25 protein-coding genes are annotated in these 26,748 nt (G+C 72.9%); 9 read left to right on the top strand and 16 right to left on the bottom strand.

From position 1 onward, the window contains the following. Window positions 1–231 precede the first annotated feature (231 nt). Window positions 232–852 carry a class I SAM-dependent methyltransferase gene (locus tag ACGFWI_RS18250; protein ID WP_393906978.1) on the top strand — a complete coding sequence of 207 codons (621 nt, stop codon included), beginning with the start codon at window positions 232–234 and terminating at the stop codon, window positions 850–852. Here the strand turns inward: ACGFWI_RS18250 and ACGFWI_RS18245 are convergent. The 8 genes from ACGFWI_RS18245 to ACGFWI_RS18210 form a co-directional block, all read right to left on the bottom strand. Next, on the bottom strand, window positions 840–1,481 hold the full coding sequence (locus tag ACGFWI_RS18245; protein ID WP_393906977.1) for a MerR family transcriptional regulator: 642 nt from the start codon (window positions 1,479–1,481) through the stop codon (window positions 840–842). The two genes, ACGFWI_RS18250 and ACGFWI_RS18245, sit on opposite strands and share 13 nt — an antisense overlap. Before the next feature lie 139 nt (window positions 1,482–1,620). Continuing rightward, a complete protein-coding gene (locus ACGFWI_RS18240) occupies window positions 1,621–2,835 on the bottom strand; it encodes an acyl-CoA dehydrogenase family protein (RefSeq protein ID WP_393906976.1) in 1,215 nt (404 codons plus the stop codon). A gap of 7 nt (window positions 2,836–2,842) precedes the next feature. Further along, a complete protein-coding gene (locus tag ACGFWI_RS18235; RefSeq protein ID WP_393906975.1) occupies window positions 2,843–3,895 on the bottom strand; it encodes a phosphotransferase family protein in 1,053 nt (350 codons plus the stop codon). Between the two features lie 171 nt (window positions 3,896–4,066). Then, a complete protein-coding gene (locus tag ACGFWI_RS18230; RefSeq protein ID WP_393906974.1) occupies window positions 4,067–5,128 on the bottom strand; it encodes an MBL fold metallo-hydrolase in 1,062 nt (353 codons plus the stop codon). Window positions 5,129–5,257: 129 nt separating this feature from the next. Then, the gene (locus ACGFWI_RS18225) at window positions 5,258–5,620 is read right to left on the bottom strand and encodes a DUF202 domain-containing protein (RefSeq protein ID WP_393906973.1); all 363 of its coding nucleotides are present in this window, start codon (window positions 5,618–5,620) and stop codon (window positions 5,258–5,260) included. Between the two features lie 3 nt (window positions 5,621–5,623). Then, a complete protein-coding gene (locus ACGFWI_RS18220; RefSeq protein WP_393906972.1) occupies window positions 5,624–6,034 on the bottom strand; it encodes a YidH family protein in 411 nt (136 codons plus the stop codon). A 43-nt stretch (window positions 6,035–6,077) separates the two neighbouring features. Next, window positions 6,078–6,611, bottom strand: coding sequence for an NUDIX hydrolase (locus ACGFWI_RS18215; protein ID WP_393906971.1), 534 nt, complete (start codon window positions 6,609–6,611; stop codon window positions 6,078–6,080). Window positions 6,612–6,845: 234 nt separating this feature from the next. Then, a complete protein-coding gene (locus tag ACGFWI_RS18210) occupies window positions 6,846–7,739 on the bottom strand; it encodes a DMT family transporter (RefSeq protein ID WP_393906970.1) in 894 nt (297 codons plus the stop codon). A gap of 211 nt (window positions 7,740–7,950) precedes the next feature. On the opposite strand from ACGFWI_RS18210, the gene ACGFWI_RS18205 reads away from it, so the two are divergent. The 6 genes from ACGFWI_RS18205 (at window position 7,951) to ACGFWI_RS18180 (ending at window position 14,563) form a co-directional block, all read left to right on the top strand. Beyond that, complete coding sequence (locus ACGFWI_RS18205) at window positions 7,951–9,606, top strand: FAD-binding dehydrogenase (protein WP_393906969.1); 1,656 nt, start codon at window positions 7,951–7,953, stop codon at window positions 9,604–9,606. Between the two features lie 332 nt (window positions 9,607–9,938). Beyond that, a complete protein-coding gene (locus tag ACGFWI_RS18200; RefSeq protein WP_393906968.1) occupies window positions 9,939–10,925 on the top strand; it encodes a hypothetical protein in 987 nt (328 codons plus the stop codon). A gap of 80 nt (window positions 10,926–11,005) precedes the next feature. Beyond that, complete coding sequence (locus tag ACGFWI_RS18195) at window positions 11,006–11,758, top strand: molybdopterin-dependent oxidoreductase (RefSeq protein WP_393906967.1); 753 nt, start codon at window positions 11,006–11,008, stop codon at window positions 11,756–11,758. Further along, window positions 11,742–12,422, top strand: a complete 681-nt coding sequence (locus ACGFWI_RS18190; RefSeq protein WP_393906966.1) for a cytochrome b/b6 domain-containing protein — start codon at window positions 11,742–11,744, stop codon at window positions 12,420–12,422. The genes ACGFWI_RS18195 and ACGFWI_RS18190 overlap by 17 nt, the downstream gene beginning before the upstream one ends. A 147-nt stretch (window positions 12,423–12,569) precedes the next feature. Further along, window positions 12,570–13,214, top strand: coding sequence for a helix-turn-helix domain-containing protein (locus tag ACGFWI_RS18185; protein WP_393906965.1), 645 nt, complete (start codon window positions 12,570–12,572; stop codon window positions 13,212–13,214). Next, window positions 13,211–14,563 carry an MFS transporter gene (locus ACGFWI_RS18180; RefSeq protein ID WP_393906964.1) on the top strand — a complete coding sequence of 451 codons (1,353 nt, stop codon included), beginning with the start codon at window positions 13,211–13,213 and terminating at the stop codon, window positions 14,561–14,563. The genes ACGFWI_RS18185 and ACGFWI_RS18180 overlap by 4 nt, the downstream gene beginning before the upstream one ends. 22 nt (window positions 14,564–14,585) lie before the next feature. Here ACGFWI_RS18180 and ACGFWI_RS18175 read toward each other — a convergent pair whose 3' ends face one another. The 3 genes from ACGFWI_RS18175 to ACGFWI_RS18165 form a co-directional block, all read right to left on the bottom strand. Continuing rightward, entirely contained in the window at window positions 14,586–15,767 is a 1,182-nt protein-coding gene (locus ACGFWI_RS18175; RefSeq protein ID WP_393906963.1) for a sensor histidine kinase, read from the bottom strand. Next, entirely contained in the window at window positions 15,764–16,567 is an 804-nt protein-coding gene (locus tag ACGFWI_RS18170) for a response regulator transcription factor (protein ID WP_393906962.1), read from the bottom strand. The genes ACGFWI_RS18175 and ACGFWI_RS18170 overlap by 4 nt, the downstream gene beginning before the upstream one ends. Before the next feature lie 166 nt (window positions 16,568–16,733). Then, window positions 16,734–17,135, bottom strand: a complete 402-nt coding sequence (locus ACGFWI_RS18165) for a (2Fe-2S) ferredoxin domain-containing protein (RefSeq protein WP_393906961.1) — start codon at window positions 17,133–17,135, stop codon at window positions 16,734–16,736. A 119-nt stretch (window positions 17,136–17,254) separates the two neighbouring features. Here ACGFWI_RS18165 and ACGFWI_RS18160 point away from each other — a divergent pair, with 119 nt between their 5' ends. Both ACGFWI_RS18160 and ACGFWI_RS18155 read left to right on the top strand, forming a co-directional pair. Continuing rightward, window positions 17,255–18,676, top strand: a complete 1,422-nt coding sequence (locus ACGFWI_RS18160; protein WP_393906960.1) for a cytochrome P450 — start codon at window positions 17,255–17,257, stop codon at window positions 18,674–18,676. A gap of 333 nt (window positions 18,677–19,009) precedes the next feature. Next, window positions 19,010–20,629: an ABC-F family ATP-binding cassette domain-containing protein gene (locus tag ACGFWI_RS18155; RefSeq protein WP_393906959.1), complete on the top strand. Its 1,620-nt coding sequence runs from the start codon at window positions 19,010–19,012 to the stop codon at window positions 20,627–20,629. Between the two features lie 57 nt (window positions 20,630–20,686). On the opposite strand, the gene ACGFWI_RS18150 is transcribed toward ACGFWI_RS18155, so the two are convergent. The 5 genes from ACGFWI_RS18150 to ACGFWI_RS18130 form a co-directional block, all read right to left on the bottom strand. Beyond that, a complete protein-coding gene (locus ACGFWI_RS18150; protein ID WP_393906958.1) occupies window positions 20,687–21,136 on the bottom strand; it encodes an NUDIX hydrolase in 450 nt (149 codons plus the stop codon). A 14-nt stretch (window positions 21,137–21,150) separates the two neighbouring features. Continuing rightward, window positions 21,151–21,825: an HAD family hydrolase gene (locus ACGFWI_RS18145; RefSeq protein WP_393906957.1), complete on the bottom strand. Its 675-nt coding sequence runs from the start codon at window positions 21,823–21,825 to the stop codon at window positions 21,151–21,153. A 106-nt stretch (window positions 21,826–21,931) separates the two neighbouring features. Then, entirely contained in the window at window positions 21,932–22,693 is a 762-nt protein-coding gene (locus tag ACGFWI_RS18140; protein WP_393906956.1) for a Bax inhibitor-1/YccA family protein, read from the bottom strand. Window positions 22,694–22,842: 149 nt separating this feature from the next. Beyond that, window positions 22,843–24,207 carry a hypothetical protein gene (locus ACGFWI_RS18135; RefSeq protein ID WP_393906955.1) on the bottom strand — a complete coding sequence of 455 codons (1,365 nt, stop codon included), beginning with the start codon at window positions 24,205–24,207 and terminating at the stop codon, window positions 22,843–22,845. 3 nt (window positions 24,208–24,210) lie between these two features. Continuing rightward, window positions 24,211–26,742, bottom strand: a complete 2,532-nt coding sequence (locus ACGFWI_RS18130) for a hypothetical protein (protein ID WP_393906954.1) — start codon at window positions 26,740–26,742, stop codon at window positions 24,211–24,213. Window positions 26,743–26,748: the final 6 nt, after the last annotated feature.

The following is a 26,748-nucleotide window of genomic DNA, read 5'->3' as shown; positions in this document are numbered from 1 at the left end:
TCGGACCGGGCACACCGGGGTGAGCCCGGCCGCCTCGCACCACGCCGCGAAGGGCTTCACCGCATCTTCCGGAAAATTATTGGATTGCGCGCAAGACCAGTGGGAATGCGCTCGGGGGCGGCGACACTCAAGGGGCGGCTGTGGCTCCGGGGGTGTCCTCATCCGCTGTCCGTAACTTACGGTATCGATAGTACTGCTATCACTACCGATGTGGGTGGCCTTGTGGCTGAAGTGACGCTGTTTCTCCGGGAGTACGCACGGACGCGCCGGGAGGTGGGCGCGATTGCTCCGAGCAGTCCCCGGCTCGGCAGGGCCCTGACCCGCTATCTCATCCCCAGCCCCGGCCGTTCCCGTGCCGTCCTGGAGGTGGGGCCGGGCACCGGAGCGGTGACCCGCCATATCGCCGACGCGCTCGGCCGGCAGGACACCCTCGACCTGGTCGAGGCCAACCCACGCTTCGTCGACCTGCTCCACGATGCCTACGGCAGTGACCCGCGGCTGCAGTTCCTCACCGGCCTGGTGCAGGAGCACGAACTCGGCACCTACGACACGATCGTCTGCGGTCTGCCGTTCGCGAACTTCGACGCCCCGACCACGACGGACATCTTCGACCGGCTGCTCGGCGCCCTGCGGCCCGGCGGCACCCTCTCCTTCTTCGGCTACGTCGGCGGGGCGACGGTGCGCCGCACGTTCAGCGGGGGATCGGCGCGCGTCCACGCCCTCGACGGGCAGAACGCACTGCGCCGCATACTCGACCGGCACACCTTCCGTACGGAACTGGTGCTGGGCAACCTGCCGCCGGCCCGGGTGCATCACCTCGTACCGGCCGGCGACCCCGTTCACCCCGTGTGAGGTTGCGCCTGCACCCGCCGGGAGACGTCCTCCTGGGCGATCCGCCGTAGTGCGGCCATCGCCGCGTCGCCCAGCACGGTCCCGAGCACCGCACCCTCGATCTGGGCGTCGATGCCCGGGACCCCGTCGAATGCCGCCAGCTCGGCGGCGGCCAGGGTCCCCGCGGCCTGCGCGTACCGGTCGAGCAGGCCGAGCAGTTCAGCCTGGTCGAGCTCGTGGTAGGCCACCACGACCTGCACCAGCGTCTGCCACCCCGGGTTCTCGGGCCGCACCGCCCAGTCGTGCCGCCGCACCAGCTCCGCGACCTCCCGCTCGGCGCGCTCCCACGTCGCGTCGGTGCCCCGCTCGGCGGCCACCCTGCTGACCGCCGACTGCGCGGTCCCGAGCATGCCGTGCACGGTGCTGCCCGGAGAGTCGATTCCGGTCAGCACCTCGGCGGCAGCCGCGATGGACAAGCCGCCCACTTCGGTCAGCGCACGGATCAGCTTCAGCCGCCGCATGTGCGAATCCGCGTACTGGACCTGGTTCGGACCGGTGCGCTCACCCGCGGGCAACATGCCCTCCCGGGTGTAGTACTTGATCGTCGGAACCGGGACACCGGTCCGCCGCGCCAGTTCTCCGATACGCATCCCCCGAGGATAGCGGCGCGTCCGCACCGGCCGGGGCCGACTCCGACCGGCGGACAGCGGCCCCGCGCTCCCGTCGTGCGCAGGCCGTGCCCGAGGTCCCCACCCCCTCGGGCACGGCTGCCGTACCGGCCGCCCCGCCCTACAGGTAGCGCTTCAATTCACGGCGGGCCAGCGACCGTTGGTGCACCTCGTCCGGGCCGTCCGCCAACTGCAGCGTGCGGGCGCCGGCCCACAACTCCGCCAGCGGGAAGTCCTGGCTGACACCGCCCGCGCCGTGCAGCTGTACCGCCTTGTCGAGGATGTCCACGACGGTGCGCGGGGTGGCGATCTTGATGGACTGGATCTCGGTGTGGGCGCCCTTGTTGCCGGCGGTGTCCATCAGCCAGGCGGTCTTCAGCACCAGCAGCCGCAGCTGCTCCACCGCCACCCGGGCGTCCGCGATCCACTCCTGCACCACGCCCTGCTGGGCCAGCGGCTTGCCGAAGGCCGTACGGGCCACCGCGCGGCGGCACATCAGCTCGATGGCGCGCTCGGCCATGCCGATCAGCCGCATGCAGTGGTGGATCCGGCCGGGGCCGAGCCGGGCCTGGGCGATGCCGAAGCCGCCGCCCTCCTCGCCGATCAGATTGCGCGCCGGCACCCGGACGTCATGGAAGAGCACCTCGGCGTGGCCGCCGTGCCAGTGGTCCTCGTAGCCGTAGACCTGCATGGCGCGCTTGACCTCCACGCCGGGGGTGTCGCGCGGCACCAGGATCATCGACTGCTGGCGGCGGAGGTCCGCGCCGTCCGGGTCGGTCTTGCCCATCACGATGAAGATCTGGCACAGCGGGTTCATCGCGCCGGAGATGTACCACTTCCGGCCGTTGATGACGTAGCTGTCGCCGTCACGCGCGATACGGGTCTCGATGTTGGTGGCGTCCGACGAGGCCACCTCCGGCTCGGTCATCGCGAACGCCGACCGGATCTCACCGGCCAGCAGCGGCTCCAGCCACTGCTTCCGCTGCGCCTCGTCGCCGAACTGCGCCAGCACCTCCATGTTGCCGGTGTCCGGCGCCGCGCAGTTCAGTGCGGTGGGCGCCAACTGCGGGCTGCGGCCGGTGATTTCGGCCAGTGGCGCGTACTGGAGGTTCGTCAGCCCGGCGCCGTACTCCGCGTCGGGGAGGAAGAGGTTCCACAGGCCCTGCCTGCGGGCCTCGGCCTTGAGCTCCCCGACGACCGCCGGGGTGTCCCACGGCGAGGTGAGCGCGGCCCGCTGCTCGTGGGCGGTCTGCTCGGCCGGGTAGACATGCTCGTCCATGAACGTCAGGAGCTTCTCGCGCAGCTCCTGGGTGCGGGCGTCGAATGCGAAGTCCATGAGTCGCTCAGCCTTCCTTCAGGGTGGTGAGTCCGTGGCCGATGAAGACGGGGACGAGCTCGCCGATCCGGTCGAACCCGGCGCCGACGGTCTGGCCGAGCGTGAAGCGGTAGTGGATGCCTTCGAGGATCACGGCGAGCTTGAACCAGGCGAACGCCGTGTACCAGGCGATGGCGGAGGTGTCCCGGCCGGAGCGGGCGGCATAGCGCTCGATCAGCTCGGCCGGTGAGGGGTGGCCGGGGGCGCCGCTGGTGGTGCTGACCGGCGACTGCGGCAGGCCCAGGTCCGAGCTGTACATCGCCAGCAGGCCGAGGTCGGTCAGCGGATCGCCGAGCGTGGACATCTCCCAGTCCAGAACGGCCTTGAGGGTGTCATCGGCCCCGATCAGGACATTGTCGAGGCGGTAGTCGCCGTGGACGACGGCCGGTGCGGGCGAGGCGGGCAGCGCCCGGCCCAGCGCCTCGTGCAGCTCGTCGATCCCCGGCAGATCACGGTTCTTCGAGGCGCTCAACTGCTTGCCCCAGCGGCGCAGTTGGCGCTCCAGGAAGCCCTCGGGGCGGCCGAAGTCGCCGAGCCCGACCGCCTCCGGGTCCACGGCGTGCAGGTCCACGAGCGTATCGACCAGGGAGAGCACCACGGCCCGGGTGCGCTCGGGCCCGAGCGGAGTCAGCTGGTCGGCCGTGCGGTACGGCACGCCCTCGACCAGCTCCATCACATAGAAGGGTGCGCCGACGACCGACTCGTCCTCGCACAGCAGCAGCGCCTCGGGCACCGGCACCGGTGTCTCGTGCAGGGAGCTGATGACGCGGTGCTCGCGCCGCATGTCGTGCGCGGTGGCCAGCACATGGCCGAGCGGCGGCCGGCGGACGACCCAGGAGGCGGCACCGTCGGTGACGCGGTAGGTGAGATTGGACCGCCCGCCCTCGATCAGCTGGGCCCGCAGCGGGCCGCCGGCCAGCCCCGGCCGCTCCCGGTCCAGATGCTCGCGCAGTCGTTCCAGGTCGAGGCCGGGAGGATCCTCCCGGTCCTGGGACTGCGGGGGAGGGGTGCCCTTGCTCATCGTGCTCCTCCGTACGGAGTGGACGGTCGATCGGTCGCAGCACGATCATGCCGACTAGTCGGTATGGAGTCCAGTGCCGGGGCGTGGGGCGTCGGTCACGCGAGGAATTTCCGCCATTCCGGCGGCCCCGACCGCCCCTGTCACCGATGGCTCAGGCACCCCCGGCCGTGGTCATGCGTGACACGCCATCGGCACCCCGCCGTTCATCACCGTCATATCGCCGAACCCGGCCACCACGTCGAGCGGGGCACCCGGCGCCGCCCCCGCCAGCTCCGCGTACGCCCGGTGCAGATTCGCCACCAGCCGCTCGCTCTCGGCCAGCCCGGCGAACGGGCCGAGGTCCGCCTCCCGGGCCACCTCCAGCGGCGTACGCCCGGCCGCCCGGCCCTCCTGCGCCAGCCGCAGGACGAACTGCAGATAGCGCTCGATGCCGTCGTACACCTCGGGGCCGGTCACCGGACCGTGCCCGGGGACGACGGTGACCGCGTCCAGGGTGCGCAGCAGTTGCAGTGCCCGCAGCGATCCGGCGAGCGAGCCCATGAAGACGAACGGTGTGCCTCCGTGGAAGACCAGATCGCCGGCGAAGACGATGCGCTGCCGGGGCAGCCAGACGACGGTGTCGCCGGTGGTGTGCGCCACGCCCGGGTGGATCAGCCGCACTTCGATGTCGCCGACGTGCAGGGCCAGCTCGTCGGTGTAGGTGACCTCCGGCGCCGTCAGACGGATGTCGCCGTACTCCACCTGCGGCCACACCGCGTGCAGTTGCTGCCCGGCGGCCAGCAGCTCATGGCGGCAGGAGGCATGCCCGATGACCGTCGCCTCGGGCGCGAAGACACAGTTGCCGTAGGTGTGGTCGCCGTGGTGGTGGGTGTTGACCACCATGCGGGGCGCCGGCGCGCCGCTCTCGGCGATCCGGCGGCGCAGCAGGCGCGCCCGGCGCTCGGTGGCGGCGGTGTCCACGAGCAGGGTGGCGTCCCCGTCGGTGACGAAGCCCGCGTTGTTCAGGCACCAGCCGCCGTCCGGCTGGATGAAGGCATGGACGCCGGCGGCGAGTTCGGTGAGGTAGGGCTCGGGGACGGGGGATCCGTCGGTGGGTGGCGCGTCCGTGGGCGTGCCGGCGCGGGGCGGTTGGGCCGGGTCCGGTCCGGTGGCGCCGGGCCCGGAGGTCCGTGCGGCCGAGGTGTGTGCTGCCGGGGTCTGTTCCGGCGTGTTCCGTGCTGCCGAGTCGCCCATGCGGATGTGTCTCCTCGTACGGTGGTCCCTCATTCCCCGCGGCCGAGGCGGAGAGGGGTCCGCCTCCGGAATCGCGAGGGTCGCGTCACCGTACCGCCGCCGCCCGCCGTGGCGGCACCGTGCCCCGTCTCAGTGCTCCGGCCCCACCAGGATCACCGCGCCGCACAGCGCCAGCGCGAGGGTGCAGCCGACCAGCAGCAGAGCGGTCCGCGGAGGCAGACCCGGCGGGCGGCCGGTGGCCATCTCCTGCATCCGGCGGTGCGCCAGAGCCACAAACCCGATCCACAGCAGCCCCATCAGCACCGCCAGAACCACCTCCACCGGTCCAGGGGCCGCGCTCCGCAGCAGCTGACGGGCGGCCAGCACCGCCATCGCCGTGGCGGACAGCGTCGTACGCCGCCACGCCAGTCTGGTCCGCTCCGGCTGCAGCCCGGGGTCCCGGTCGGGGGCCGGCCGCGGCGCCCCCGCGTCCGGCCGCGGTCCGCCCGCCATCGGCTAGGTGGTCCGGCCCAGGAGGACGAGCACGACCACCGCCACCGCCAGTACGCCGACGCCCAGCGCCAGCGCCGTGGGGAAGCGGGTGACCGGCAGGTCCTCGCCGCGCCGCATCGCGCGCTCGCAGCGCACCCAGTGATTGACCGCCCGCAGCGCACACAGCGCGCCGCCCACCAGCAGGACGACGGTGAAGGTCACCCGCAGCCCCTGGTGCAGCCGGGGCAGGAACTGGTCCACCGCGAATCCGCCGCCGATCAGCGCCAGCCCGGTGCGCAGCCAGGCGAGGAAGGTGCGCTCGTTGGCGAGCGAGAAGCGGTAGTCGGGGGTCGCGCCCTCCTCGCCGACCCGCGCGGGCGAGAACCACAGCCGTACGGCCGCGCCGGCCGACCGCAGTCCCTCAGTGAGGATCATGGCCGAAACCCTATCGGCCGGCCCGTGCCCCGCCCGCGTCGCCTCAGAACTCCCCCGCCTCCCGCCGGGCGACCAGCTCTCGGTACGCGGCGAGCCCGTCCGGCGTCCACGGCCACTCGTCGAGCCGCCGGACCAGCTCCTCCTCGGTCAGGAACGCGGACCACTCGATCTCCGACTCCTGCGGGGCGACCGGCAGGGTGCAGCGCACCTGGTAGACCGCGGACCACCAGGTGTGCTCGGCCGTCTCGTAGAGGAACTTGAACAGCGGTTGCGGCGGCTCCAGCCCCTGGACCCCCAGCTCCTCCTCGGCCTCGCGCAGCGCCGCCTGGTCATAGGTCTCGCCGGCGCCGACCACCCCGCCCACGAACATGTCGTAGTGCGAGGGGAAGACGAGCTTCTGCGGGGTGCGGCGGTGGACGAAGATCCGGTCCCGGTCGTCCCGGGCGAGGACGAAGGCGCAGCGGGTGCGCATCCTGCGGGCGTAGGCCTCGCCGCGTGGGGCCTGCCCGACGACCTGATCGTCCTCATCGACGACGTCGAGGATTTCGTCCGCGTTGAGCGGTTGCTGATCAGTCATGGGAGCCATGCAACCACCCGGGTCCGGCGCGGCACCCGCCGGCGGCCGTCACCGGGGGCGGGCGGCACCGGGGGGAGCGGCCGAGGGGAAGGACCGGAAAGAGGGGGAGCGGCGAAGCGGGGAGCGGTACACGAGAAAGCCCCGGACGGGGGAAGGGACATGGGGCCGGACGGGGGAGCGGCGGGACCGGGAGGGGAGCTGCCGGGCGAAGGAGGCGGCCGCGCCGGATGCGCGTCAGTGCGGCTGCAGCTCCCGCACGCTCTCCCTCCGGCCGGACCCCGGCGGCATCGCCGGATGGCTGCCGATCAGCACGATGCCCGCGACGACGGCCACGATCCCGGCCACCTCCCACGCCAGCGCCCCGGCCGTCACCTGCAGCTGGTCACCGAGGAACCCCACCCCGCAGGCGATACCGGCCAGCGGCTGGGCGGCGGTCAGCGCGGGCAGCGACAGCCGTAGCGGCGCCGACTCGAAGGCGCTCTGCACGAGCACCAGCGCCAGCACACCGAGCACGACGATGGCGTACGGCTGCCAGCTGGTGGCCAGGGCCGACCAGCCGCCGTCGGTGAAATGCTCACCACTGATCCGGGTCAGGGCGTCCTGCAGCCCGTAGATCAGGCCCGCCGCGATGCCCAGCAGGGCGGCCTCCAGGCTCACATGCACCCGCTCCCGCTTGGCGACCGCCGCCAGCAGCAAGGCGGTGCCCAGCACCATGCCCATGATCAGCCACTGCCACAGATGGTCGGTGCTGCGCTGCCCGCCCTGTGGACGCCCGGCCACGATGAAGGCCGTCACCCCGCCCGCCAGCAGCCACAGCCCGGCCCAGCCGCTACGGCCGAGCCGCTGCCGGGTCAGCCGCCGCGACAGCGCCATCGCGAACAGCAGATTGGTCGCCAGCAGTGGCTCCACGAGCGTGATGTCGCCCATCCCCAACGCCACCGCGCCGAGCGCCATCCCGACCACCATCAGGCCGATACCGGCCAGCCACAGGGGCATGCGCACCAGGTCGAGCAGCAGACGGACCGAGAGGTAGTCCTTCATCGGGGCGCGCTGCGCCGCGGCCTGCTGAAACACGAAGCCGAGTCCCAGACAGCAGGCCGCTCCAAGGGCGAGCAGTATCACCGTCACGTCGCACCTCGTATCGCGCGGGGCGGGGGGATGCGCCTGAGGATAGTCATCCGGCGGCGGGCGTGGGGTGGCCCTCGTCACCCACCATTCTCCCGCGCGTCCCGTTGTACCGCTGGGTAACTCGACGGTTGACGCGGCAGTCGGGTGCGCTGAGGATCGTTCCACCACGGCGGCAGGGGCGCCCGGCGTGCCCCGTTGAGGAGTAGCTGAGATGGCGTACGACGCTGATGTGATCGTGATCGGAGCGGGGCTCGCGGGCCTGGCGGCCACCGCGGAGCTGGTGGACGCCGGACGGAAGGTGATCCTCCTCGACCAGGAGCCCGAGCAGTCCTTCGGCGGGCAGGCCCACTGGTCCTTCGGCGGCCTCTTCCTGGTGGACTCCCCCGAACAGCGCCGGCTGCGGATCCGCGACAGCCACGAGCTGGCCTGGCAGGACTGGCTGGGTACGGCAGGCTTCGACCGGCCCGAGGACCACTGGCCGCGCAAGTGGGCCGAGGCCTATGTCGATTTCGCGGCCGGCGAGAAGCGCTCCTGGCTGCACCGGCAGGGCGTACGGCTCTTCCCCGTCGTCGGCTGGGCCGAGCGCGGTGGCTATGACGCGACCGGGCACGGCAACTCCGTCCCCCGCTTCCACATCACCTGGGGCACCGGGCCCGGTCTGGTCGCCCCGTTCGCGCGCCGGGTGCGGGCCGGGGCCGCCCGCGGGCTGGTGGAGCTGCGCTTCCGCCACCGGGTGACGGGGCTGTCGCGCACCGGGGGGAGCGTGGACACCGTCAGCGGCGAGATCCTGGAGCCCTCGGACGCCGAGCGCGGCAGGCCCAGCAGCCGTGAGGTGGCCGGTGCCTTCGAGCTCAAGGCGCAGGCCGTGATCGTCACCTCGGGCGGTATCGGCGGCAATCACGAACTGGTGCGCGCCAACTGGCCCGAGCGGCTCGGCAAGCCCCCGCGGCGGATGCTGTCCGGGGTGCCCGCGCATGTGGACGGCAAGATGCTGGGCATCGCCGAGGCGGCCGGCGGCCGGATCATCAACCGCGACCGGATGTGGCACTACACGGAGGGCATCGACAACTGGAACCCCATCTGGCCGCTGCACGGCATCCGGATCCTGTCCGGCCCGTCCCCGCTGTGGCTCGACGCCCGCGGCAGGCGGCTGCCGGTGCCGCTGTTCCCGGGCTTCGACACCCTGGGCACGCTGGAGCACATCATGCGGACCGGCCATGACCACACCTGGTTCGTGCTCACCCAGAAGATCATCGAGAAGGAGTTCACCCTCTCCGGCTCCGAGCAGAACCCCGATCTGACCGGCAAGAGCGTCCGTGGCGTGCTGGGCCGGGCCAGGGCCGGCGCACCGGGACCGGTCCGGGCGTTCATGGACCAGGGCGCGGACTTCATCGTCGAGCGTTCGCTGACCGATCTGGTGCGGCGGATGAACGAGGTCACCAAGGAGCCGCTGATAGCGGAGGACGCGCTGCGCGGCGAGATCGTGGCGCGGGACCGGGAGATCGCCCACCCCTTCACCAAGGACCTCCAGGTGATGGCGCTGCGCGGGACCCGCAGCTACCTCGGTGACCGCCTGATCCGCACCGCCGCCCCGCACCGGCTGCTCGACCCCAAGGCCGGCCCGCTGGTCGCCGTACGGCTGAACATCCTCACCCGGAAGACGCTCGGCGGCCTGGAGACCGACCTCTCCTCGCGGGTGCTGACCGACGGGGGTGCGCCGCTGCCCGGCGTCTACGCGGCGGGCGAGGCGGCCGGGTTCGGCGGTGGCGGGGTGCACGGCTACCGCTCGCTGGAGGGCACGTTCCTCGGCGGCTGCCTCTTCTCCGGGCGGACGGCGGGGCGGGCGGCGGCGCGGGCGGTGTCCTGACGGGCGGGAGGGGGCGGGGCGCGCGGGGCGGTGCGGGGAGGGGCCGGTACTGAAGGGTCGGGAGGGGCAGGAGGGGCGTGGGGGGCGTCGCACCCGGCCGAGTTCCGGTGGCGCGGCGCTCAATTCCGTGATGCGGAAAGAGGGGTTGGCGGATCCGGCCATTCCCCTTCCCGTCTTGACGCGGAGCTCTGCGTGCCGCTTTGCTGTGCGTGATGACTGGTGCGGACCAAGTCATCACCCTCTGTAGAGGTGCGCGGATTTGGCCCCCTCCCCCCGAGGACGACTCGGTGCGGTGAGGCGGCCGGTGCGGCGCGCCATGGAGTCCCTGACCCGTGATTTCGATTTCCCCTTCGCCCTCGACGCCGCCGCCCCTCGAACGCGCCCGCTGCCCGGGTGCCCCGGTGCTCACCCCGGCCCTGGACGACGCCCAACTGGCCATCGCGGCCGATGCGTTGGCGCTCGGCCAGTGGGCCCGGGTGCGTACCCTGCTCGCCGGGACCGGTGCGGACTGGGATCTGCGCGGCCACCGATTAACCGTCCTGGCCACCTGCCCCGGCAGCGCCGCCTGGGCCGGCGACTGGCAGCTCGCCGAACCGGACAGCGGCGACGCGGCCACCCTCCTGGCCCTCGCCACCGTCCATCTCGCCCTGCGCGGCCAGAGCAGCACCGGGGCCGCCGCCGAAGCCTGTGCCACGGCCGCCCGGATGCTGCCCGACGACCCCACCCCCTGGCTCGGCGCGCTGATCCTCGCCCGTCGCACCGGCACCCCGGGCGAACGGGCCCACGCCTTCCATCAGGTGCGCGCCCGCCACCGCGACCACCACCACGCTCACCACCTGATGACGGCCTGCCTGGCCGAACAGCGGGCCGGCGGCAGCGACGACCCGCGGCACCCGGCCCACACCTTCGCGGCCCGCGCCGCGGAACGCGCCCCCGCCGACTCCCCGCTCGCCCTCCTGCCCGTCGTGGCGCACGCCGAGCGCTACCGCGTCCTTGCCGCCGCGGGCCTGGCACCCCCCGACCCCGCGGACTGGGGTCACTGGTCCACCCGGCGCGCCCGGCACGTCCTGCAGGCCGCCGTCGACTGGTGGCTGGAGTGGGAGGGCGAGGAGCACCCGCGCCGCAAGATCGATCTCAACTTCCTCGCCCATGCCACGTTCCACCAAGGGAGGATGGCCGAGGCCGCCGCGCTGTTCCAGCGGATCGGCCCGCACTCCACACGCGCACCGTGGTCGTACCCGGGCCGCGACGGCGAAGGCGCGTTCCGGGCCGCACGGGCCACCGCACTGTGCCGCGCCCGGGACGCCGCCGCCCCGTGACCCCGCGGCGCTGATGACGAAAGTCTGACGCCGGGGCCCGGACACTGGCCCCGGGGCCCGCAGGGTGTTCGAATCGGAGGGTGACCAAGGACGCGAATCCGGCCCGTGCGGCGGGCAGCGGCGAGGACGGCCACGGCACCCCCGTGGGCCGCCGTGTGGTGCTCGGCATGCTCGCCGCCGGTGCCGCCGGTGTCGCCGCGGCCCCCTTCCTGCAGAGCGCCTACGACAGCACCCTCGGCGCCGCCGCACAGCAGGACCCCACCGGCCTGACCGGTCTGCTCCCGGGTGGCGGCGGCTTCCGCTACTACTCCGTGACCGGCTCCGTACCGGCCAAGGACGAACACACCTACCGCCTCACGGTCGACGGCCTGGTCCGCCACCGCGCCGGCTACCGCCTCGCCGATCTGCGCCGGCTGCCGCAGACCCGGCTCGTCCGCGATGTCCAGTGCGTCACCGGCTGGCGGGTGCCCGGCACCCCCTTCGAGGGCGTACGCCTCTCCGTCCTGCTCGACGCCGCGGGTGTCCGCCCCGAGGCCAAGGCCGTCCGCTTCACCTGCTTCGACGGCGCCTACAGCGAATCCCTCACCCTCGAACAGGCCCGCCGCGACGACGTCCTGGTCGCCCTGCGGATGCAGGACAAGCCGCTCGCCCATGCGCACGGCGGTCCGGTGCGCCTCTATGCCGCGCCCATGTACTTCTACAAGTCGGCGAAGTGGCTCTCCGGGATCACCGTCACCGACCATGTACAGCCCGGATACTGGGAGAACCTCGGATATGACGTCGACGCCTGGGTCGGCCGGTCGAACGGACGCGACGATGCCCCGACCACCTGAGGCCCGGTCCGAGCCCACCACGGCGCGCCCCCGCGTCCTCCGCTTCACCCCCGCCGAGCACCGGGTGCACCGCGCCACCGCCACCCTGATGGCCGTCTGTGTCCTCACCGCGGGCTGCCTCTACCTCCCCTTCCTCGCCGAACTCGTCGGCCGCCGCGCCCTGATGGTCACCGTCCACGAGTGGTCCGGCATCCTGCTGCCCGTCCCCCTGCTGCTGGGCCTCGGCTCCCGCGCCCTGCGCGCCGACCTCACCCGCCTCAACCGCTACGGCCCGCACGACCGCCAGTGGCTGCGCGCCGCACTGCGTCGCCGAGGGGGCCGCCCGGCCGGCAAGTTCAACGCCGGCCAGAAGCTCTACGCCGCGTGGATCGCCGGCGCCGTCCTGGTGATGCTCGGCACCGGCCTGCTGATGTGGTTCACCCACCTTGCGCCGCTCGTCTGGCGCACCGGCGCCACCTTCGTCCACGACTGGCTCGCGCTCGCCGTGATCCTCGTGATCGCCGGCCATGTCTGGAAGGCGTACGGCGACCCCGAGTCCCGCCGTGGCCTGCGCACCGGCTCCGTCGACCCGCAATGGGCCCGACGCGAGCATCCGTTGTGGGTGCACGGGAAGGACGACGGGGACGGGAGCGGGGGCCAGGGCCAGGGCAAGGGCGATGCCTAGGGCATGTCTTTCGGATCGCCCCCGGGGTCGCGGCTGACCGAAAGACACGTCCCGGTCTTCGACCGTGTGGCCGGTCCCGCTCATTGCAGACACTTCTCTGCAGAGAATCCTGTGCAGAGAAGTCTCTGCGACTCTAGGCTGCCGTCCATGACCGACGCCCCGGAGCACCAGCACCAGCACCAGCACCCGTCCCGGCCGACACCGTCCGCCGCGCCCCCGACCCGCCGGATGGACGCCCGCAGTCTGCGCGGTGTGGCTCACCCCTTGCGGATGCGCATCCTGGAACTGCTGCGGCTCGACGGGCCGGATACCGCAACCGGGCTCGGGCGCCGCCTCGGTGAGAACACCGGAACGGTCAGCTGGCATCTGCGTCACCTCGCCGACCACGGCTTCATCGAGGAGGAGACCGGCCGCGGCACCAAGCGCGAGCGCTGGTGGCGGGCGGCCCATGTCACCCACCGGCTCGACACCGCCGAATTCCGCGACGATCCGGACACCCGGGGCGCGCTGTCGCTCTATGTGCACGAAATCGTCCAGCAGCACTTCAACCGGGTCGTCACCTATCTGACCGAGGACTGGGAGCGGGAGTGGCGGGATGCCGGCACCCTCACCCAGTGGCACGATCTGCGGCTGACTCATGAACAACTCGCGGCGCTGAACGAAGAGTTGGCGGAGGTGGTCGCCCGGCACCGGGATGTGGCGCAGCGCGGATCCGGTGGGGCCGCCGCGGAGGAGCGGCCGGTCGTCGTCCAGTTGCAGTCCTTCCCGCGCAAGGAGCGGCACGAGCAGTGAGCGGACTGCTGCGCCGCCACCGTGACTTCCGGCTGTTGTGGTGCGGCGAGACGGCGGGGAAGTTCGGGGCGGCGGTCACCAATGTGGCGATGCCGCTGGTGGCGATCGCCACGCTGCACGCCCCCACCTTCGCGGTCGCGCTGCTCAGCGCCTGCGTCTGGCTGCCCTGGCTGCTCATCGGCCTGCCGGTGGGCGTCTGGGTGGACCGGCTGCGCCGCCGCCCCCTGATGCTGGCCGCCGCGGGGCTCTCGCTGGTGCTGTTCGGCGCCGTCCCGGTCCTCGCCGCGGCCGGCGGGCTGAGCCTCGGACTGCTGATCGCCTTGGCCCTGTCGGCCGGTGCGGCGGCGGTGGTCTTCCAGACCGCGTACAGCGCCTATCTGCCCACCCTGCTCGCACCGGCCGACCAGGCCGAGGGCAATGCCACGCTGCACGGCAGCGCCTCCGCGGCGCAGATCGCCGGGCAGGGGGCGGGCGGCCTCCTCACCCAACTGGCGGGAGCCGTAGGCGGTTTGTCCGCCAACGCCGTCACCTTCCTCGTCGCGCTGCTGTGCCTGCTCGGCATCCGGCACCGGGAGCCGCGCCCGGACCCCCGCGACCGCGTCCCGCGGGCCCTGACCGCGGAGGTCGCCGAGGGGCTGCGGCTGGCCGCCGGCGATGTGTGGTTCCGTACGCTGACGCTCTTCGGCGCCGCCTCCAACCTCGCGCTCATGGGCTACCAGTCCCTCCTGACGGTCTTCCTGGTCCGCGAGGTCGGTCTGTCGCCCGGCGCGGTCGGCGGGCTGCTGGCGCTGGCCGGTACGGGCGGGATCGCGGGTGCCTTTGCGGTCCGTACGGTCGCCGACCGGTTCGGCACCGCCCGCGCCATGCTGCTGTACGAACTGGGCCTGCCCAGTGCCGTGTTGCTCATCCCGCTCACCACGCATGGCGCCGGAGCGGTGCTGTACGTCGCGGGCAGCTTCGCCGTGTCCGCGGGCGTGGTGGGCGGCAACATCCTCAAGGCGGGCTTCCAGCAGCGTTACTGCCCGCCGGCGCTGCTCGGCCGGATCATCGCCAGCACCTCGTTCCTCAACTACGGCACGCTGCCCCTCGGTGCGCTGCTCGGCGGTGCGCTCGGCTCCGCCCTGGGCGTCCGCACCGCCATGTGGATCATGACGGCGGGCGTCCCGCTGGCCGCCCTGATTCTCCTCTTCTCGCCGATCCGGACCGTCCGCGACCTGCCGGTACGCCCCGCCGAGGCGCAACGGGGGGAGCGCGACGAGCCGGGCCGTGGGACGGCGGGGCAAGGCGGGGAGCGCGACGAGCCCGGCCACGGGACGGAGGGCCGGGGCGGGGCGGCGGCGCGGCGCTGAGGCGCACCGGGCGGCCGTACGCTCATGCCGTGGGCGGCTCCGCCTGCGGGTCCGTCCGCTGCTCCGTCTGCGGCTCCACCTGCTGCTCCGCCGACGGCAGTTCGACCTCGAAGCGGCAGCCCGACCCGGCGTTCCGTACCGTCGTCCGGCCCTCATGGGCCTCCACGATCCCGCGGACGATCGCCAGCCCCAGCCCGGCGCCGCCCTTGCCGTCCGCGCGCGGGGTGCGTGCCGCACCGCCGCGCCAGCCGGTGTCGAAGACCCGCGCCAGATCCTCCGGCGGAATGCCGCCGCAGCCGTCCTCGACCGCGAGTACCACCCGGCCCTGCTCGTGCCGCGCGCTGACCGCGACGGTGCCGTCCTCCGGTGTCGCACGGATCGCATTCACCAGCAGATTGCCCAGTACGCGGGTGATCTGCTGGGCGTCCACCCGCACCGGCAGCGGTACCACCCCGCCGTCCACCAGCCGCACCCCGCTCGCCCGCGCCAGCGGCCCGGCTCCGGCGAGCGCATCGTCCACCAGGTCGTACACCGACACCCGCGACAGCGTCAGGGCCAGCGCCCCGGCCTGGATACGGGACAGTTCGAAGAGGTCGTCGACCATTGCGGCTAGCCGGTCGACCTCGATCCGCATCCGGGCGTGGTAGCGCGCGGTGTCCTCGGCGACCCCGTCCTCCAGCGCCTCGGCCATCGCCCGCAGCCCGGCGAGCGGGGTGCGCAGGTCGTGTGAGATCCCGGCGATCAGATCGCGCCGGGAGGCATCCAGCGCCCGCTCCCGCTCCCGTGCCTCGGCGAGCCGTCCGCTGGTCTCCTCCAACGCCCGGGACAGCGCGGCCAGTTCGGCGGTGGGCGGCTCGGCGGGCGCCACGAAGCCGCCCTCGCTGCCGACCGTACGGGCCGAGCGCGCCAGCTCCCGGCTGCCCGCCGCGATCCGCCGTCCGAAGAGCAGCGCGGCCGCCAGCGACACCACCCCGGAGACGGCCACGACGGCCATCACCACGCCCAGGTCGTGCCCGGACAGAAACATCGCCTGGGCGACCGCCACCGTCCCGGCCGCCATCGCGGCCACCGCCAGCACCGCCACCGCGAACAGCGACAGCGCGACCGAGCGCCGCCGCAGCACCCGTACCGCGGGCGCGGCGAGCACCCCCGCCAGCGCCGCGCCCAGTGCCGCCAGCGCCACGATGACCAGGAAGTCCGTCATGACTGCGGCTCGCCTCCCAGCAGGGGCCAGGGGTCCGGCCGCGGCTCGTCCCCCAGGGGGTCGAAGCGGTAGCCCGCGCCCCAGACCGTCGTCACCAGCCGGGGCACGGCCGGATCCTCCTCGATCTTCTCGCGCAGCCGCCGCACATGCACGGTCACGGTGGACAGATCGCCGAACTCCCAGCCCCAGACCCGGTGCAGCAGCTCCTCCCGGGAGAAGACCTGCCCGGGGTGGCGCATCAGGAAGACCAGGAGGTCGAACTCGCGGGCGGTGAGGGAGAGTTCCCGCCCGTCGCGGTCGGCACGCCGGCCGCCGGGGTCGGCACGGAGATCCCCGGCCCGCAGGACGGCGGAGGGCGCCGCGGCCGGCGGCGCGGACTCCGCGCGGCGCAGCACCGAGCCGATCCGCAGCACCAGCTCCCGGGGACTGAACGGCTTGGTCACATAGTCGTCCGCGCCCAGCTCCAGGCCGAGGATGCGGTCCGCCTCCTCGCCGCGGGCGGTCAGCATCACCACCGGGACCGCCGGGCCGTCGTCGGCACGGCGCAGCCGGCGGCACACCTCCAGACCGTCGATGCCCGGCAGCATCAGATCGAGCACCACGAGATGCGGACGGAACGCCGCGGCCCGGTCGAGGGCGGCGAAACCGTCGGCGGCGTGCTGGGTGCTGTAGCCGGCGCGGGAGAGATAGCCGGTGACGACCTCGGCGACGGTCGGATCGTCCTCGACGACCAGGACACGGCGCGGTGGCCCGTTCAGCGGGGCGGGCGGGGGTAGGGAGGGTGGCGTTGCTCGGTGCACGGGGTCAGCGTGCCCTTCCCGGGAGATGGGTCATGGTTCCAGCCAACACCAGTACGCGCGGTGGCGGGCGGTCCGGTCCGCGGCCGTAAGACTCCGGTAACCGGCGGTGGTGCCGTCGGAGGCAGCGGCGGGCGGTCGAGGCCGGGGCGCGGCGGCGTTCGGGGCCTCAGCCCTCCAGCCCCTCCCGTACGCGTCGCGACACCGTGATCGCATACAGATCGAGCACGCCCGGCGGCTCGGCGAGGCCGGGCCCGCCGGCGCGGATCCACGCGGCGATGTCCGCCAGCGCGTCGTCGTCGTTGACCAGCCCCAGCCAGACGGGGCGCCCGCCGGCCGCCCGGCCCGCGGGCGACGGCTGGACCACGACCACGTTCGCCTGGTCGCACACGTCCAGGCACTCCGAGGCCCGCACCGGTGCCGCGCCGTCGAGCGCCGCGCGCAACCGCGGTATCTGCCCGGCGTGGTCGACGCCCGGGATCTTGGCCGCATCGCCGCAGCAGCAGCCGCGGCACACGGTGACCCGGCACGGGGTCGAGGTGGCTGCCTTCCCGGCAGGCTTGTTGATCATCCGGTTCATGCTACGGGGCCCGCGCCGGGCAGGACGCGGGGAGGGCGGCCGGGGCACCACGGGGCGAGCAATCCGGGTGTGCGGGGTAGGAACCCGGGCCCGCGGGATAGACATCCGGCATGTCCCTCACCGATTCCCAGCCCCATCCCGGTCCCGCACCGGAGAGCGAGATACCCGGCCCGGCCGGCCTTCCCGTGCTCGGCTCGATGCTCGACCTCCGGCGCGACTCCCTCGGCACGTTCTTGAACGCCCGACGCGCGCACGGCGATGTGGTGCGTCTGGAGGCCGGCCCGCCCGGTCTGCGCAGTGTGTTCCATGCGGTCTTCGCGCCCGAGGGCGTGCAGCAGATCCTCGCCTCCCAGGCCGCCAACTTCCGCAAGGACCACCCGCTCTACGAGGAGGTCCGGCAGGCGTTCGGCAACGGTCTGCTCACCAGCCAGGACACCGACTACCTCAGGCAGCGGCGGCTGGTGCAGCCGCTGTTCACCAAGCGCCGGGTCGACAGCTACGCCTCGGCCGTCACGACCGAGGCCGACGCCCTCGCCGACCGCTGGCGCACCGCCGAGGGGCACACCGTCGACCTGGTCCCCGAGATGAACCGGCTGGCGCTGCGCACCGTCGCCCGGATCCTGTTCGGCCTGGACGCGGCGGCGGCCGAGGACGCCTTCCACCGGTGTGCCCCGGTCATCAACGCCTATGTCGTACGGCGCGCCTACGTACCCGTGAAGGTCCCGCGCGAGTGGCCCACCCCAGGGAACCTGCGGGCCCGCGCCGCCACCGACGAGCTGAACGCGCTGTGCGACCGGATCATCGCGGACCGGCGGGCGGCGCGCGGGACGGCCGGAGAAGCGCCGGACGAGGGCAACGACCTGCTGTCGCTGCTGGCCGCGGCCGGCAATGACGAGGACGGCTCGCTCGACGCGACCGAGGTCCGCGAACAGGTGCTGATCTTCCTGCTGGCGGGCCACGAGACCACCGCGACCTCCCTGGCCTTCACCCTCCACCTCCTCGCCCGGCACCCCGAGGAGCAGACGAGGGTCCGCGAGGAGATCGACCGGGTGCTGGGCGGGCGCACCCCCACGGCCGCCGACCTGGACCGTCTGCCGTATCTGACGCAGGCGCTCAAGGAGTCCATGCGGCTGTATCCGGCGGCACCGGTCGTCAGCCGCCGGGCCGTGGCCGCCACGGAGATCGGCGGATTCCGCATCCCGGCCGGCGCCGATGTGGTCGTCGCGCCCTGGGTCACCCACCGCAGCCCGGATCTGTGGGAGGACCCGGAACGCTTCGATCCGCGGCGCTTCGCGCCCGAGAGGGAGGCCGAACGGCACCGCTACGCCTGGTTCCCGTTCGGCGGCGGGCCGCGCGCCTGCATCGGGCAGCACTTCTCGATGCTGGAGTCCGTGCTGGCGCTGGCCATGCTGCTCCGTACGTACGAACTCGAAGCCGTGGACCAGGAGGTGCCGGTCGCCGCCGGTATCACCCTCCAGGCGACCGGGCCGGCCCGCGTGCGCCTGCGTCCGCGCGACGGAGCCGGGGAGTAGCAGGGCCGGGGACGCCGCACCGCCCACGGCGGGAAACGCAAACGCAACGAAAATAGCGTTTGCGTTTTGGCGGCGTCCCCCGTATCGTCGATCTCGTTCCCATTGCCGCCGATCGGAGAAGGCCGTTGCTCGTCTGAGGTCCTGAGACACCGCGCCCGCGACGGTGATTCGCCCTACGCTCCCGGTATCCGGAGCGGCGAATCATGCCTCGCGCGGCCCGTCCGCGACCTCGGCGTACGTACGGCGTACCCGACGCACCCCGGCGTTCCGATGACGCGGTGTCTCCCAGCGCATTTCCCGCACCCCCTCTCGCGCTCAGGAGACCCCTTGTCCATGTCATCCACCTCTGCGTCCTCCGCGGCCATCGTCTGCACCGGCCTCGGCTTCGGCTGGCCCGACGGCAGTCCCGTCCTGGAGAACCTCCCGCTGGCCGTCGGCCCCGGCCGAACGGGCCTCGTCGGCCTCAACGGGGCGGGAAAGTCCACCCTGTTGAAGCTGATCGCGGGCGAGCTGACCCCGACCGCGGGCAGCGTCAAGGTCGCCGGCGAGATCGGCTACCTCCCGCAACACGCCCCGCTCGACACCCGGCTGCGGGTCGACGAGACGCTCGGCATCGCCGGGGCGCGCGCCGCCCTGCACGCCATCGAGGGCGGCGACGCCGGCGAGGAGCACTTCACCGCCATCGGCGACGACTGGGACGTCGAGGAGCGCGCCCGCGCCACCCTCGACCAGCTCGGGCTGCCCGGCCTCGACCTCGATCGCACCATCGGCGAGGTGTCCGGCGGCGAGTCGGTCCTGCTGCGGCTGGCGGCCCTGCTGCTGCGCCGGCCGGACGTCCTGCTGCTCGACGAGCCCACCAACAACCTCGACCGGGCGGCCCGGAAGCGGCTCCATGCCGCGGTCGCCGGCTGGTCCGGGGTGCTCGTCGTGGTCAGCCACGACCGTGAACTCCTCGAACTCGTCGACCGGATCGCCGACCTCCGCGACGGGGAGATCCACTGGTACGGCGGCAACTTCAGCGCATACGAACAGGCCCTGGCCGTCGAACAGGAAGCGGCCGAGCGGACGGTGCGCGCCGCCGAGGCCGACGTACAGCGCCAGAAGCGCGAACTGGCCGACGCACACATCAAGTTGGCCCGCCGGGTCCGCTACGGCAACAAGATGAACGCCAACAAGCGCGAGCCGAAGATCGTCATGAACGAGCGCAAGAGGGAGGCCCAGGTATCCGCGGGCAAGCACCGCATCATGCACACCGAACGCCTCAAGGAGGCCAAGGAACGCCTCGACGAGGCGTCCGAGGCGGTCCGGGACGACGACGAGATCCGCATCGACCTGCCGCACACCGCCGTGCCGCCGGGCCGCACGGTGCTCACCCTGCAGGCCCTGCGGGCCCGTTACGGCGCCCACGCCGATCTGGAGGTACGCGGCCCCGAACGGATCGCGCTGACCGGCCGCAACGGCTCCGGCAAGACCACGCTGCTGCGGACCGTCGCCGGCGAGATCCCACCGCAGGACGGTCTGGCGCAGACCCATGTCCCCTACCGCTTCCTGCCGCAGCGGCTGGAAGTCCTCGACCCTGCGCTGACCGTGGCCGAGAACGTCGCCCGCTTCGCCCCGGACGCCACCAACAACCGCATCCGGGCCCGACTCGCCCGCTTCCTGTTCAAGGGTGCCCGTGCCGACCAGCAGGCCGGCACGCTCTCCGGCGGCGAACGCTTCCGCGCCTCGCTCGCCGCCCTGATGCTGGCCGAGCCGGCCCCGCAGTTGCTGATGCTCGACGAGCCGACCAACAACCTCGACCTCGCGTCGGTCCACCGGCTCGTCACGGCCCTGGAGTCCTACGAGGGCGCGCTCCTCGTCGTCAGCCACGATCTGACGTTCCTCCGGGACATCGGCATCACCCGGTGGCTCGCCCTGGAGGACGGTGAACTGACCGACATCGCACCGCTGTAGACGCATCGGGGCGAGGGCGGGGGGACGCCCCCGCCCCGCCGCCCGCGCCGGCGGCGGTCAGCCCTGCGGGCGACCGGGCCGGCGGGCACGGGCCCCCGCGCCGTACAGCTCCAGCGTCTCCCCGCACTGCGAATGCAGCGGCACCGGCAGCGCATGCGGGGCGAACCACGCGAGCGCATCGAACTTGTGCGGTTCGCCGAGCGTCACCTCGTCCGGCTCCACCCGTACGGCGAAGACCACCGCGACCCAGTGCGAGTCGACCGGATCACCGCGCAGCACATTGCGCACCCCGATCTGCTCGATGCCGAGCGGCCGCACGCCGTACTCCTCGTGCACCTCCCGCGCCACGGCCGTCTCGAAGGACTCACCGAACTCCAGCGCCCCCGCGCCGCAGTCCCAGGTCCCCGGCTCGTCCCTGGCCCCCGCGCTCCGCCGGGCCAGCAACACCCGCCCGGCGCCGTCATGGCACACGAAGACACAGGACACCTTGGGTCCCACCACCGTCACGTCCCTCACCCCTCTCAGAAGTGCCGCAGCAACTCACCGAACGCCGACAGCCGCAGTACCTTCTCGTCGGCGGGGTCGAGCTCGCTGTGCTCCAGGACCCAGGTGTGGTCGTGCGGGATGAACACCGCGTTCAGACCGGCGGAACGGGCCGGCAGGATGTCCGACTTCGGGGAGTTGCCGATCATCCATGCCGAGGCCGGCGCCAGGCCGTAGGCGCGGGTCAGCTCCTCGTAGGTGGCGGTGTTCTTCTCCGCCACGATGTGGACGCCCCGGAAGTGCCGGGTCAGCCCGGAGGCCGCCACCTTCCGCTCCTGCTCCTCGGTGTCGCCCTTCGTCAACAGCAACAGCTCGTGCCGCCGGGACAGCTCAGCCAGGGTCTCGGCCACCCCCGGCATCAGCTCCACGCTGTCGCGGTCGAAGGCCGCCGCCCATCCGGAGATCCGCGCCGACTCCTCGGCCGTCGCGGCCCGCCCCCGCAGCCGCGCCACGCACTCCCCGAGGCTGTGCAGAAACACCTTGCTGCCGTAGCCGAGGGTCACCGCGTTCGCCGCCTCGATCCCGTCGAGCACGGCCCGCACCCCGGCCCGGTCGAGTCCGGGGCGGGTCATCCACTCCAGGAACTCGTCGATGACCCGCTCGAAGACCACATTGTTCTCCCACAACGTGTCATCCGCATCGAAGATCAGCATCCGTCCGCCAGCCCCTCTCACCACTCCACCGACCGGCGCACCTTAGGCACGTCCGGCGGCCGTCCGCACCGGAAATTCAGTGGGGGAGGACGGCACGGCCGCACCGTCACCACCAGCGGAGGTACGACAGCAGCCGCAGGATCTCCAAGTAGAGCCAGACCAGGGTCATCGCCAGTCCGAATGCGACGTACCAGGCCCACCGGTGCGAGGCGCCGGACTGCAGAAAGCGGTTGGCGGTCTCGAACTCCACCAGGAAGAAGTAGGACGCGGCGGCGATCGCCACCACGCTCACGGCGATCGCCGGGACGCCGCCGTCCTGCAGCCCGAGGTCGGCCCCGAACACCCACGACGCGAGCAGGTCCGCCAGGAACAGCACCACCAGCCCGCACGCCGTACCGACCGCCCAGCGGGTCGCCTTCGCACTGACCCGCACCACCCGCGTGTGGTAGGCCGCCAGCGCGCCCGCGAAGATGCAGCCGGTGCCGATGACGGCCTGGGTGCCGACACCCGGCTGCAGCGCGTCGAAGAACTGCGTCGCCTCTCCGAGCACCACCCCCTGGGCCGCCGCGTACAGCAGCGCCAGGGCGGCGCTGGGCCGCGGCCGGAAGGCCAGGTAGATCCCGATGCCCAGTCCGGCCAGCAGGGCGGGCAGGGCCAGGAACCCGAGTTCCAGGAAGACGGTGAGGAACGCGCTCGCCGTGAGGACGCCGAAGACGACCAGCGTCTTGATGACGATGTCGTCGAGCGTGATCGGACGGTCCGTGGTCGTCGCCCCGGCCGCACCGCCGGTCGTGCTCGGGCCGACCGGCGCGACCGCACCGTCCAGCGTCAGCAGGTTACGGATCGCAGGGTTGCTCGTGGTGGGCACCGGCCCTCCCGGAGGATCGGATGTCACGGAGTGGGTGGCGAGGGGTGTGGCCGACGGCGGGTGCGCCACCGGAACGAATGCCGTGCCGATGCGCAACTCCTCGTAGTGACAGCATAGTTGCGGAGGGTGTCAGTCCGCCCCGGATCCGCTCACTCCACCTCCACGACCCGCCGTTCCCGCGGCACGCTCTCCCGCAGCGCACGGGTCACCTCCTCCGGCGCCGCGAACACGGTGTCCCCGGCGGGCGGTGAGGCGTACGGCAGCGCCGTGCCCAGATGATCGCGCCATGGCGCGGGCACGGCGACCGGCTGACGGATTCCGGTCAGCACCACGCACTGCACCGCCTCGGCGTCGTGGTCGTGCAACGCGGACCGCAGCCGGCCCGGCAGCCCCAGGCGTTGCGGCACCGCCGTGTTGAGCAGCCGCTCGCCCAGGCTCTCACCCTGGGTGGAGAGGTCACTGCCGCGCAGCTGGTGGACGGTGTCGCGGAGGGCGGAGTACTGCTCCGGCAGCACCCCGCGGCAGCGCAGGACGACCAGGGGGTGCGAGGTCCCCTCCACCTCGCAGGCGATGTCGAACGACATCCGCCGCTTCAGAAAGCCGTAGCGGACCTCGTTGATCACCTGCAGATTCTCGTCCGGCTTCGGTCTGCCGGTCTCCGGGGGCGGCTGGCTGTGCAGGCCCTGGAGCTGCTCGGCGACCGTCACGGAGCCGGTGAACAGCCGCCGCATGCCCACGGCCACCGCATGGTGCTCGTACAGCTCCAGCCACGCGGGCAGCCGGCTGACGCTGCTGAGATCGGGCGCCAGCCGCGCGGCCTCCTCCGCGTGTACCAGCGCGTCGCCGCGCAGCTGCTCGCCGAGCAGACCGATCCGCCGGCGGAGTTCGATCAGCGCCAGCGCGTCGAACTGCGCCGCCCGGTCGGCGTCCTGCCGCCCGCCGACGCCTTCCAGCACGCCCGCGAGGATCTGGGTGGGTGCGGCGTCCGCCGACCACCCGCGCCGCCGGGCCAGCTCCGTGAGCCGGTCCAGGGCGTACGGGGTCAGCCAGGCCCGGCCCTCGACGAAGCCGCCCCAGTCACGGGACTCCAGGCCGTGCCGGGCGGCCAGCCGGGGCAGCCGGGCCAGCAGCGCCAGCAGCAGCAACTCGGCGTCATCGATGCCGTCTTGATGATGCCCCGTCTCACGCAGCGCCTGGGCGAGCTGATGCGCGTCGAAGAGCGTGGCGAACACATCGGACTCCGGGCACCCGAGGATCTCCGCGAGCAGCGGCTGCGCGGTGGGGCCGACCAGCAGATGCAGATGCCGCCCGGTGAACACGGCCGGCAGCTCCGGTGGCGTGAAGGCGGTCCGGATACGGGCGGCCAGCTCCGCCAGCCGGCTCTCCGCCTCGCTGAACCGGCCGATCCGGTGCAGCAGATCATGCGCGGCGAAGTTCCCCAGCGCCTCCTCGGCCGCCGCCATCGCGCGCTCCGAGGTCCGCACCATCCATACGACATACAGCTCGTTGTCCATGCCTCATCTCCCCGCCACCCGGCCGTAGCGCGGGGGTTCCTGCCCGGAGAGCACCTCGAAGAGCTCCTCGGCCTCACCCCGCGAACCACCCACGTACGGCCCCACAAGAATCTCCTCCAGCGCCCGGCCCAGCTTGGCCAGCGCCGTATCGACGGCCTCCTGATGCTCGGCCAGCTCCTCGCCGGCCTCGTCCAGCTGCCGTGCCAGCCGAGCGTTCTCCACCGCCCGCCGGAACAGCCACACCGCGTACTCCCGCTCGGGGCTCACCTTGTGCTGCGGATCCCCCTTGCAGTCGGCCCGGGCTCGCGGCAGGCCCTGGAACAGCCGCCGGATGCCCTTGTCCAGACCGGCCTCCGGCAGGGTCTCCAGCCAGACCCGGGTGAACTCCTCGTCGGCGCTGCCCGCTTCGTCCAGGGCCCGCAACGCCACATCGGGAAGTCCGGGCATCTGGTGGCCGAGCAGACCGGGGATCTCGCGGGACTCCAGCCGCGCGGCACGGCACTCCACGATCGCCCGCAGCAGCCAGACCCGGGCCTGCCACTGCGGCTCCGTACGGATCCCGTCCAGGCACTCCACGGCGGTGAGAAACGCCTCGCAGCGCATCGCCATCAGCGCCCGGTCCATCCCCTCGCCCAGGGAGGTGTGGCGTTCCGCGGTCCGCAGCGCCGTCCCGATCTCGTCCGCCTCAGCGGCGGTGGGCCCGGACGGCTGCAGGGCCTCGATCATCCGGCGGGTGACACCGTGCGGCTGCGCCCGCAGCGCTTCGAGGAAGCGACGGCTGAACTCCTCCTCGACCCGGGGCTCCTCGGCCAGCCGGGCGAGGTCGTCCCAGAGCGCCTGCGCGGTGGGCCCGGCGGCGTCGGACGGGGCCGGCTCGGCGTGGTCGGTGGCGTCCCGCACCACCATCACGGCGCGCTCGGCGTCGGCGAGCACCGTGGACCGGGCGGTGTCCACCACGGTGTACGGGTGGCTGAACAGCAGCGCCGAGTCCTCGGCGGTCGGCGGCAGATAGCGGCTGATCAGCACCGTGTGCGGGGTGAACACATCCGACGGCGCGATGCCGTACCGGCGCAGTGCGCACCGCCACTCGAACCACAGCATCGGCGCGGCCTCCGTGCACCAGGCGAGGAAGGCCCGTTCGGTGGAGGGGCTCTCGTCCGGTGCGACGCCCCGTAACGCGGCATCGAGGAACCGCCCGGCGGCCACCTGCCGCGCCGGAGCGTACGGCCGGTGCACCGCCGTCTCCAGCTGCTCGACCAGCTCGCTCATGCGCCGGGCCCACTTCTCCCGCATCGAGATCAGCTGCGGGACATTGACCTCGTAATACTGCTCGGTCTCCCGCTCCTCGGGCTCGGTCAGCCGGATCGTCCGGCCGGTCGGCTCGTCGAACCGCTCGACCAGCAGCACCGTCGCCGGCCACAACGCCCGCCGCTCCTCCGCATTCGCCCGGTCGAAGGCCGCCAGATCGGCCGTCAGCTGCTTGATCTCCGCCTCCAGCTGGTCCAGACGCAGCCGTGCGTCCATGGTCAGCCGCTGCGACAGCACCCGCTGATGGGCCTGCTCGACGCCCAGATAGGCATCCGTGGTGAACAGATCCGGGCTGAACTCCAGCCCCACGGTGGCTCCGTGCCCCTTGGCCGTACGGAGATACGGCTGCAGCGACACCAGACCGTCGTCCGCCGGCCGGGGCGCCCGCAGAAAGGCCCGGTCCGTCTCGCCCGCCGCCCGGTCCGCGAGCGCCCGCAGCCCCTGGGCGTACGTCACCAGGTCCGCATACGCGATGTCCGCGACCTCCACCAGACTGGTCTCGTGCGCCAGCGACCGCAGCAGCCCGACGAAGTCGCGCAGCGCACCGCGGGCCGTCGACGACGCGCCGTCCGCCACCGTCACCGACCGCGCGCGGAACACCGACGGGATGTCGAGCGAGGCCTGTTTGCCGGACAGCCCGGCCGTCACCCGGATCAGCCCGACGCCGAGATGGTCCCCGACGAAGTCACCGCTGTCCGGGTCGCTCAGGCCGTTGACCCGCAGACAGGTCGTGAGCGCCGCCTGCACCACCTGCTGCCGGATCTCGGGAATGCCCGCACCGACCACCAGCACTTCCACGGGCCCCTGCTCGTCGCCGGCCACCCACGCCCGCAGCAGCGACGACGGGAGCGCCGCACGCACCTGCGGCGCCAGCGCGGCCTTCGGCCCCCACACCGGCGGCGCGGGGAACAGCGGCCCGCACTCCGCGGACTCCCGGGCCCGCCGGGCACACCGCGCGACGGGGCTGTCATCGGCCCCCAGGTCGCCGACGGGGACCTGCAGCCCGAGCGCCCGGGCGTGCAGCACCAGCGCGAGATCGTCCTCGGTGTCGCCGAACAACAGCTCGTCCGGGCACTGCTGGAGCCAGTACTGCCACAACCTGCTCACCAGGCGCTTCGGCACGGCCGGCCGGCTGTCCCGGAACCGCTGCGCGACCCGTTCGGCCTCATCCGCGCTCCAGGTGTGCGGCAACCGCTCCAGCACCTCGTCGACGGCGTCCCCCCGCATGGATCT

The organism is Streptomyces sp. NPDC048434 (assembly GCF_043200375.1).
Taxonomy (GTDB): Bacteria; Actinomycetota; Actinomycetes; order Streptomycetales; family Streptomycetaceae; genus Streptomyces.
The sequence above is the reverse complement of the archived record's forward strand: the minus strand, read 5'-3'. Positions and strand labels throughout refer to the sequence as shown.

Bases quoted from the DNA above. Each gene is read 5' to 3' on its own strand.
- ACGFWI_RS18185 (WP_393906965.1), top strand. From the start codon at position 12,570: ATGACCGACGCCCCGGAGCACCAGCACCAGCACCAGCACCCGTCCCGG.
- ACGFWI_RS18205 (WP_393906969.1), top strand. From the start codon at position 7,951: ATGGCGTACGACGCTGATGTGATCGTGATCGGAGCGGGGCTCGCGGGC.
- ACGFWI_RS18245 (WP_393906977.1), bottom strand. From the start codon at position 1,481: ATGCGTATCGGAGAACTGGCGCGGCGGACCGGTGTCCCGGTTCCGACG.
- ACGFWI_RS18220 (WP_393906972.1), bottom strand. From the start codon at position 6,034: ATGATCCTCACTGAGGGACTGCGGTCGGCCGGCGCGGCCGTACGGCTG.
- ACGFWI_RS18175 (WP_393906963.1), bottom strand. From the start codon at position 15,767: ATGACGGACTTCCTGGTCATCGTGGCGCTGGCGGCACTGGGCGCGGCG.
- ACGFWI_RS18160 (WP_393906960.1), top strand. From the start codon at position 17,255: ATGTCCCTCACCGATTCCCAGCCCCATCCCGGTCCCGCACCGGAGAGC.
- ACGFWI_RS18190 (WP_393906966.1), top strand. From the start codon at position 11,742: ATGCCCCGACCACCTGAGGCCCGGTCCGAGCCCACCACGGCGCGCCCC.
- ACGFWI_RS18225 (WP_393906973.1), bottom strand. From the start codon at position 5,620: ATGGCGGGCGGACCGCGGCCGGACGCGGGGGCGCCGCGGCCGGCCCCC.
- ACGFWI_RS18155 (WP_393906959.1), top strand. From the start codon at position 19,010: ATGTCATCCACCTCTGCGTCCTCCGCGGCCATCGTCTGCACCGGCCTC.
- ACGFWI_RS18145 (WP_393906957.1), bottom strand. From the start codon at position 21,825: ATGCTGATCTTCGATGCGGATGACACGTTGTGGGAGAACAATGTGGTC.
- ACGFWI_RS18230 (WP_393906974.1), bottom strand. From the start codon at position 5,128: ATGGGCGACTCGGCAGCACGGAACACGCCGGAACAGACCCCGGCAGCA.
- ACGFWI_RS18165 (WP_393906961.1), bottom strand. From the start codon at position 17,135: ATGATCAACAAGCCTGCCGGGAAGGCAGCCACCTCGACCCCGTGCCGG.
- ACGFWI_RS18235 (WP_393906975.1), bottom strand. From the start codon at position 3,895: ATGAGCAAGGGCACCCCTCCCCCGCAGTCCCAGGACCGGGAGGATCCT.
- ACGFWI_RS18240 (WP_393906976.1), bottom strand. From the start codon at position 2,835: ATGGACTTCGCATTCGACGCCCGCACCCAGGAGCTGCGCGAGAAGCTC.
- ACGFWI_RS18130 (WP_393906954.1), bottom strand. From the start codon at position 26,742: ATGCGGGGGGACGCCGTCGACGAGGTGCTGGAGCGGTTGCCGCACACC.
- ACGFWI_RS18135 (WP_393906955.1), bottom strand. From the start codon at position 24,207: ATGGACAACGAGCTGTATGTCGTATGGATGGTGCGGACCTCGGAGCGC.
- ACGFWI_RS18215 (WP_393906971.1), bottom strand. From the start codon at position 6,611: ATGACTGATCAGCAACCGCTCAACGCGGACGAAATCCTCGACGTCGTC.